The organism is Sporomusa sp., assembly GCF_035561255.1.
Classification (GTDB): domain Bacteria; phylum Bacillota; class Negativicutes; order Sporomusales; family Sporomusaceae; genus Sporomusa.
On record NZ_DATMXX010000293.1, the window covers coordinates 1 to 6,784 of the forward strand.

Sequence of the window (6,784 nt, forward strand, 5' to 3'; positions counted from 1 at the left end):
GTACGGACATATTGACATACGTACATATAAAATATAATATCTGTTTCCTATTATATTGACAATAGTCTGATGCAACAAAAAAATATAGGATATCAACTGGGCTGTACATTAACAAAGCCGTTATTTTGCCTGCCAGAGCAAATAGCGGCTTTTTTTAATAATTATTATTGGTGAAGAATGGTGCTAAATCAGCTTTTATACAAATTCGATTTAGGACTTTCTAAAATATTATAAGGAGAATGGTACTATGAGAGAAAGAATTAAAGAACAGCCGGCACCCGAAATCATTGAATACTTGTTCAAACCGGGCATTAGTAATGATATGGCAAGGTCTTATTCCACTATTTTAGCGGTTAATGCGGCTCATGTCATTATGCTGATGGAAGAAAAAATTATTACCCGTGATGTTTGCAAAAAAATACTGTCGGTGACCAAAGAAATGGACTTGGCCGGAAAGCCGGACTTTGAGATCAATTATAACCTTGAAGATTTATATTTCAATATGGAAGCTTATCTGATCAAGACAGTTGGCCTAGATGTAGGGGGGCAGCAGCATACCGGACGCAGCCGCAATGATATGATTGCCACGATTATCAGGATGGACAGCCGGGATTATTTTCTGAAACTTTGCAGTATGGTTAACGGGCTGCGTGAAGCATTACTTGCTTTAGCAAAAGAACATGCCAGTGTTGTCATGTCCGGGTACACCCATTTGCAACCCTCGGAACCGATTACCATGGGGCATTATTTTGCTGCGATATTATACGCACTGGATCGGGATTATCAGCGTATTATCAATGCTTATGGCCGGTTGAACATTTGCCCTCTTGGATCAGGCGCAATGGCATCGACCTCCTTTAAGATTAACCGTGAAACAACGGCTAAACTTTTGGGTTTTGATGACTATATGGGTAATTCACTGGATGGAGTTGCATCCCGTGATTATGTTCTGGAAATTGAAGCAGCCTTTGGCATCATGATGAACAATCTAAGCCGTATGGCGCATGACCTGTATCTTTGGTCCACACCGGAATACGGTTATATTGAAGTTGGCGGCTCGGTAGCTGTCTGCAGCAGCATTATGCCGCAGAAAAAAAATCCGATGACTTTAGAACATATCAAAGCAAAAGCAGCTCATGTGGAAGCCTTTTTTGTTTCGGCTTTTAGCGCCTTGAAAAATACGCCGTTCACTCATGCCCGGGATATCAGCTGTGAATCTGTGAGTTACTATTATCCGGCGTTAAAGGAAGTTGAGGCGGCCGTCCAACTGGCGACGGTTACCATCAAAACAATTAAGGTTAATAAAGAAATCATGCTGGAGCGGGCGAAGAATAATTTTTGCACAGTAACAGAACTTGCGAATTATTTAGTTCGCTATGACGGTATTTCTTTTAGAGCCGCCCATGAAATTGTCGCAGAAATCGTTGCCTATATGCTGGAACATAAAAAGTCCTCGGAAGATATCAATTCAGAGATTTTAGCTGAGATTGCACTAAAAGGCCTGGGTCTGAAAACCACCCTCACCAATGAACAAATCGCCAATGCGCTGAACCCGGTACTGAACGCCCGTGCTAAAGATGTTGCCGGCGGCCCTGCTCCCCAGGAAGTTGAAAACCAGTTGGTTAAGCTGGCGGCCTTACTGGAACGTGACAAAAAAGAATTAACCGTTCTGACGGAAAGAGCTGCCCTGGCCAAAGCCGCACTTAAAGCCAGAGTCAATGATATTGTAGCCAACTGACAGCAAGCGGAGGCGAATACTCTGTCAAGCCCTAAGTAATATTGGAGGTGGAATCGTTTATGTTCTTTTTGGAGTTTGTCATTGTACTTATTGTTATGCTTATTGGGGCTCAGTACGGTGGAATATTCTTTGGTATGGCCGGGGGCGTCGGGCTAGCGGTATTAGTGTTTGCGTTTAAACTTGCCCCGGCTTCCCCGCCGATTGCCGTCATGCTGATCATCCTGTCGGTTGTTATTGCCGCCAGTACCCTGGAAGCTGCCGGCGGTATGCAGGTCCTCATTAGAAAAGCAGAGGAATTGTTGCGAAAACATCCAAGCAGAATTACTTTTTTTTCCCCGCTAATCGCCTGGGTGTTTACCTTCATGTCCGGCACCGGAAATGTTTTATACAATGTTCTGCCGGTCATTGCGGAAGTGGCCCGCGAGGCCAAAATCCGTCCGGAAAGGCCAATTTCAATTTCTGTTATTGCTTCTCAGCATGCAGTGGTCGCTTCGCCGATTTCCGCGGCGACGGTCGCGTTGGCCAGCATGCTGGCACCACAGGGCATTACATTAACGCAGATCATGGTAATTGCCATACCGGCGACACTCATTGGCATCATAGCGGGGGCCCTGGTCGTCAACCGAATGGGCAAGGAACTGGAAGACGATCCGGTTTATCTTGAAAAAATGGAAAAAGGGCTGATCCCGGTATTAACCGCCCAGGAACAAGCGGCGATAGCCAATAAAAAAGAGGCAAAATTATCGGTTGTTATCTTCCTGATCGGAGCAATCCTCGTTGTTTTGTTAGGCACTTTCTCCTGGCTGAGACCTGACGTTGTGAATGCTGCCGGTAAAGTGAGCAAACTGGATATGACTAATGCCATTGAAATTGTCATGCTGTCTGTCGCGGCACTAATGGTTGTAACGTGCAAAGTCGATGTGAACAAAATCATCTCAGGCTCTGTTTTTAAAAACGGGATGCTGGGTGTAGTCAGTGTATTTGGTTTGGCATGGATGAGTGACACCTTGCTTGCCAGCAATATGGATATTATTAAAAGTTCAGTACAGGAAATGGTAAAGGCCCAGCCACTGTTGTTCGCTTTTGCGCTGTTTGTGGCCTCCGCGATTACTCACAGCCAGGGCGCTACAGTAGCGGCATTAGTGCCTTTGGGGATTGCGCTGGGGGTTTCCGGATTGACCATAGCAGCAATGTTTCCGGCAGTATGCGGCTATTTTATTATCCCAAGTACGGGTGTTTTGCTGGCCGGCGTTGCATTTGACCGGACAGGCACCACCCAAATCGGCAAATATGTAATCAATCACAGTTATATGATTCCGGGCCTGGTTGCGACAGTCGTCGGCGTTACTACCGGGTTTGCCATAACCCGCATCTTTTTTTAAAGGAGCATTTCAAATGTATTGTCCGGTAACTTAATTAGTCGAAAATCCTGCAATATTAAAATATTGCAGGATTTTTGTGTTTTTTGGGAATGTATCGGATATAGTGCCCAGTGGGAGCTTGGCTGGTTTGCGTTGGTCTAGTAAAAGGGCATTACCCAAAGAATAAAGGATTTGAAATTAGGGCATTAGGATAATTTAGGAAGACAAAATGAATGCCTGAGCAATGACAACCGGCCAGGCCCTGGTTATAAATTAAGTAAACAGGAACAGTAAGACTGGGAGAGAAATAATGCTATTTGATTGGAGTATGGCTTTTCATAAAGTACCAGAATTCAAAATGATAGTAGGTCAGAGTTAAACCGTTTGCCGGGAGGTGAACGGTTTTTCGCAGTTGCTCCAGCGGCCCCATCAGATTTTGTTGTGGTTTATACAACAGTTAAGTGTTTCACAAAACCTCCAAAAAATTATAATATATTGAAAATACAAAATATATCTTAGCAGTTAGGAGGCCGAGCTATGTTCAAACATCTATTTTCCGAAGGAATAATAGGCAGCATGAAGACTAAAAACCGCATTGTCATGACCGCCATGGGCAACCATTTAGCAAATTCAGACGGCAGCGTATCGGAACGGGATATTGCTTTTTACGGTGCCCGGGCCAAAGGTGGCGTGGGGGTAATCATTACCGAGTGTGCTCTTGTTGACGGAGCAAGAGGAAAAGGAAATAATAATCAAATATCTGTGGCAGAAGACCGTTTTATACCCGGCTTAAAACAACTGGCCCAGGAAATTCATAGGTATGGCGGCAAAGTTGTTGTCCAAATTTATCATCCCGGCAGGCAAGGCATCAGTGCTGTAAACGGAAATCTTCCTATGCTGGCTCCCAGTGAAGTAGAATGCCAGGCGGTGCACCAGCCGACTGTAGCCATGACAACCGCGGAAGTAGCGGATATGGTTGAGCGGTTTATTAAAGCAGCGGTTAGAGTAAAAGCAGCAGGGATAGATGGTGTCGAGGTGCATGGTGCCCATGGGTACTTGATTAATCAGTTTTTAAGTCCTTATACCAATAAGCGGGAGGATAAGTATGGGGGAAGCTTTGAAAACCGGATGAGATTTCTGGAAGAGATTGTGCTGGGGATCAGACAGCACTGTGGCGAGGATTATCCTTTAATCGTCCGGTTGTCGGTGGATGAATTTTTAGGAACTGTTGATGGGTGTGAGCGAGGATTAAATTTGGCTGATGGCGTAAAAATAGCCCGGCACCTGGAAGAATTGGGCGCGGATGCAATTGATGTCAGCTCCGGCATATATGAAAGCATGAATATAGCCTGGGAACCATCATCCTTTGAACAGGGCTGGAAGAGTTATCTGCCTGAAACAATAAAGAAAGCAGTAAATATTCCGGTTATCGGCGTGGCGGTAATTAGAGATCCTGAGTATGCGGATAAGATGATAGCGAAGGGAAAGCTTGATTTCGCGGGTTCTGCCAGACAGCATTATGCCGATCCCGAATGGTCCAACAAGGCAAAAGCAGGAAAAGTGGACGAACTGAGAAAATGCATATCCTGTCTTCACTGTATGGAAACGCTTATGGCTGCAGACATGAGCCCCATACCCTGTCAATGCGGTATTAATATCCAAAGCGGCAGAGAATTAGAGTACAGTGATTTTAAACAGGACGGCAATGGACGGATTGTGGCGATAATCGGAGCAGGACCTGCAGGTCTGGAAGCTGCCCGGGTCTTGGCTATGCGCAACTATAAGCCAATTATATTTGAAAAAACCGATAAAGCAGGCGGGCAGCTGGAGCTTGCCAATAAACCGCCTAATAAAGAGAAAATCAGCTGGCTTATCAATTACTTAACAGGACAGGTAAATAAATTAGGTGTGGAAATACGCTTTAATACGGCGCCTACGCTGGAAAACATAAAAGAGCTAAATCCTTATGCAGTATTTATTGCCCAGGGTTCTGAGCCCATTATGCCTGAAGCCATTCCCGGCATCGCCGGACAAGAGGTTTTGTGCGCTACGGAAATATTAAGAGGCAAAGTAACTTTAAAAGACAAAAAAGTGGCTGTTATCGGTTCAGGAATGACCGGCATCGAAACAGCCCATCTGTTAGCTGAAAACGGAAATGATGTCAGTATATTTGAAATGGCCGATACGATAGGGCCGGGATTGTATTTTCAAAACCTTATTGACGTAATGAATCATATCGGGAAATTAAGCGTAAAGCTGTATCCAAAGCATAAACTCCTGAAAATAGATAATGGCAATGCGATTTTTGAAATCACGGCAAACGGTGAAAAGAAAGAATACAAATTTGATGCCGTTGTTATTTGCCTGGGAACAAAACCCAATCAAGCATTAACAAAAGAAATTAAAGCAAATTTCGAACAGGTCTATATCCTGGGAGACGCTGCCAAGGCAGGCAGAATAAGGGATGCAATGGAAACAGGCTTTTTAAGCGCATACAATCTATAATTTATAAAGGAGAGGGGAATAAAAATGGGAAGATATGCACAAACATGCCCGATCATTTATGGTGCTGGAACCATTAGCTTACTGGGGGAAGAAGTCAAAAAACTAGGGTGTTCTAAAGTCATGGTAGTATCTGACAAAATTGTTTCAGAGAAGCAAACCTATGCAAAATGCAAAAAAAGTTTGCTGACTGCCGGGCTGGAAATTGTGGAGTTTACTGAAATAATTCCTGATCCACCGGATTATATGATAAACCAGGGAGGCGAATTAGCCAAAGCTGAAAAAATTGACGGTATCATAGCCATCGGCGGCGGCAGCCCCATGGACGCCGCCAAGGGCATCAATGTTTTAGTCAATAACCCGGGTACTGTTAATCAATACTTTGGCAATCCTTTTTATACTCCGGGAGTACCTGTGGTGATGGTGGTAACCACTGCGGGGACCGGCAGTGAAAGCACTTCTGTAGGTGTAATCACAGATACCGCGAATAATGTAAAAAATTCGGTAATTTGCAATGCTACGTTAGGCATACTGGATCCGGAAGCGACACTAACCGCACCGCCGGAACTAACAGCCCAGACAGGAATGGATACCTTTGCCCACGCCGCAGAGGCCATTACCGCCAAAATACCTAATCCAAAATCGGAATTGCTGGCGTCAGATGCTATAAACAAAGTCGTTGCCAATCTTCCGCTGGCTATTGCCGACGGACAAAATATAGAGGCCAGAGGAGAGCTTTTACTGGCAAGCAATTTTGCCGGCATAGCCTTCAATGACGCCTTGGTGCATTTAGGACACGCCATCGCCCATGCGGTGGGGGCTAAATTCCATATCACCCATGGTATTGTATGTGCTTTGGCATTGCCGGAAGTGATGAAGTATGCTGCCGATATCAACGAACAAAAAGTCAAAATTGTCGGCGAAGCCATGGGTATCCGGTTTAGCGGTCAAGAAAGCCCTAAGGAAATCGGGGAGCTGGTGGCCCAGGGAATACGGGGTTTTGCTAAAAATTTAGATATTAAATCCTTTGAGGCTCTAGGTATAGCAAGGAAAGAGCTGCTGGAGATAACTCCATTAGTTTTTAAAGATGCCTGTTATAATTTTGTACCGAAAGAATTAACGCAGGCCGAGGTAGAAGTTATATTGGGGAATATGTACGATAATTATAAATAGAGCCTAAAAT

Annotated in this window: 4 protein-coding genes; all 4 read left to right on the forward strand. The window is 44.6% G+C overall.

Going from position 1 to position 6,784, the window contains the following annotated elements; all coding sequences use genetic code 11:
• Positions 1 to 247 precede the first annotated feature (247 nt).
• The 4 genes from argH to VN379_RS15940 all read left to right on the forward strand — a co-directional run bounded on the left by argH (position 248) and on the right by VN379_RS15940 (position 6,774).
• Complete coding sequence (argH, locus tag VN379_RS15925; RefSeq protein ID WP_325535604.1) at positions 248 to 1,738, forward strand: argininosuccinate lyase; 1,491 nt, start codon at positions 248 to 250, stop codon at positions 1,736 to 1,738.
• A gap of 59 nt (positions 1,739 to 1,797) precedes the next feature.
• Entirely contained in the window at positions 1,798 to 3,120 is a 1,323-nt protein-coding gene (locus tag VN379_RS15930; protein ID WP_325535606.1) for an anaerobic C4-dicarboxylate transporter, read from the forward strand.
• 516 nt (positions 3,121 to 3,636) lie between these two features.
• A complete protein-coding gene (locus tag VN379_RS15935) occupies positions 3,637 to 5,604 on the forward strand; it encodes an FAD-dependent oxidoreductase (protein ID WP_325535608.1) in 1,968 nt (655 codons plus the stop codon).
• A 24-nt stretch (positions 5,605 to 5,628) separates the two neighbouring features.
• Positions 5,629 to 6,774, forward strand: a complete 1,146-nt coding sequence (locus VN379_RS15940) for an iron-containing alcohol dehydrogenase (RefSeq protein ID WP_325535610.1) — start codon at positions 5,629 to 5,631, stop codon at positions 6,772 to 6,774.
• The last annotated feature ends 10 nt before the right edge of the window (positions 6,775 to 6,784 follow it).

What these genes read in the sequence shown, in the direction of transcription:
- VN379_RS15930 (WP_325535606.1), top strand. Translation starts at nt 1,798, where the DNA reads ATGTTCTTTTTGGAGTTTGTCATTGTACTTATTGTTATGCTTATTGGG.
- VN379_RS15940 (WP_325535610.1), top strand. Translation starts at nt 5,629, where the DNA reads ATGGGAAGATATGCACAAACATGCCCGATCATTTATGGTGCTGGAACC.
- VN379_RS15935 (WP_325535608.1), top strand. Translation starts at nt 3,637, where the DNA reads ATGTTCAAACATCTATTTTCCGAAGGAATAATAGGCAGCATGAAGACT.
- argH (WP_325535604.1), top strand. Translation starts at nt 248, where the DNA reads ATGAGAGAAAGAATTAAAGAACAGCCGGCACCCGAAATCATTGAATAC.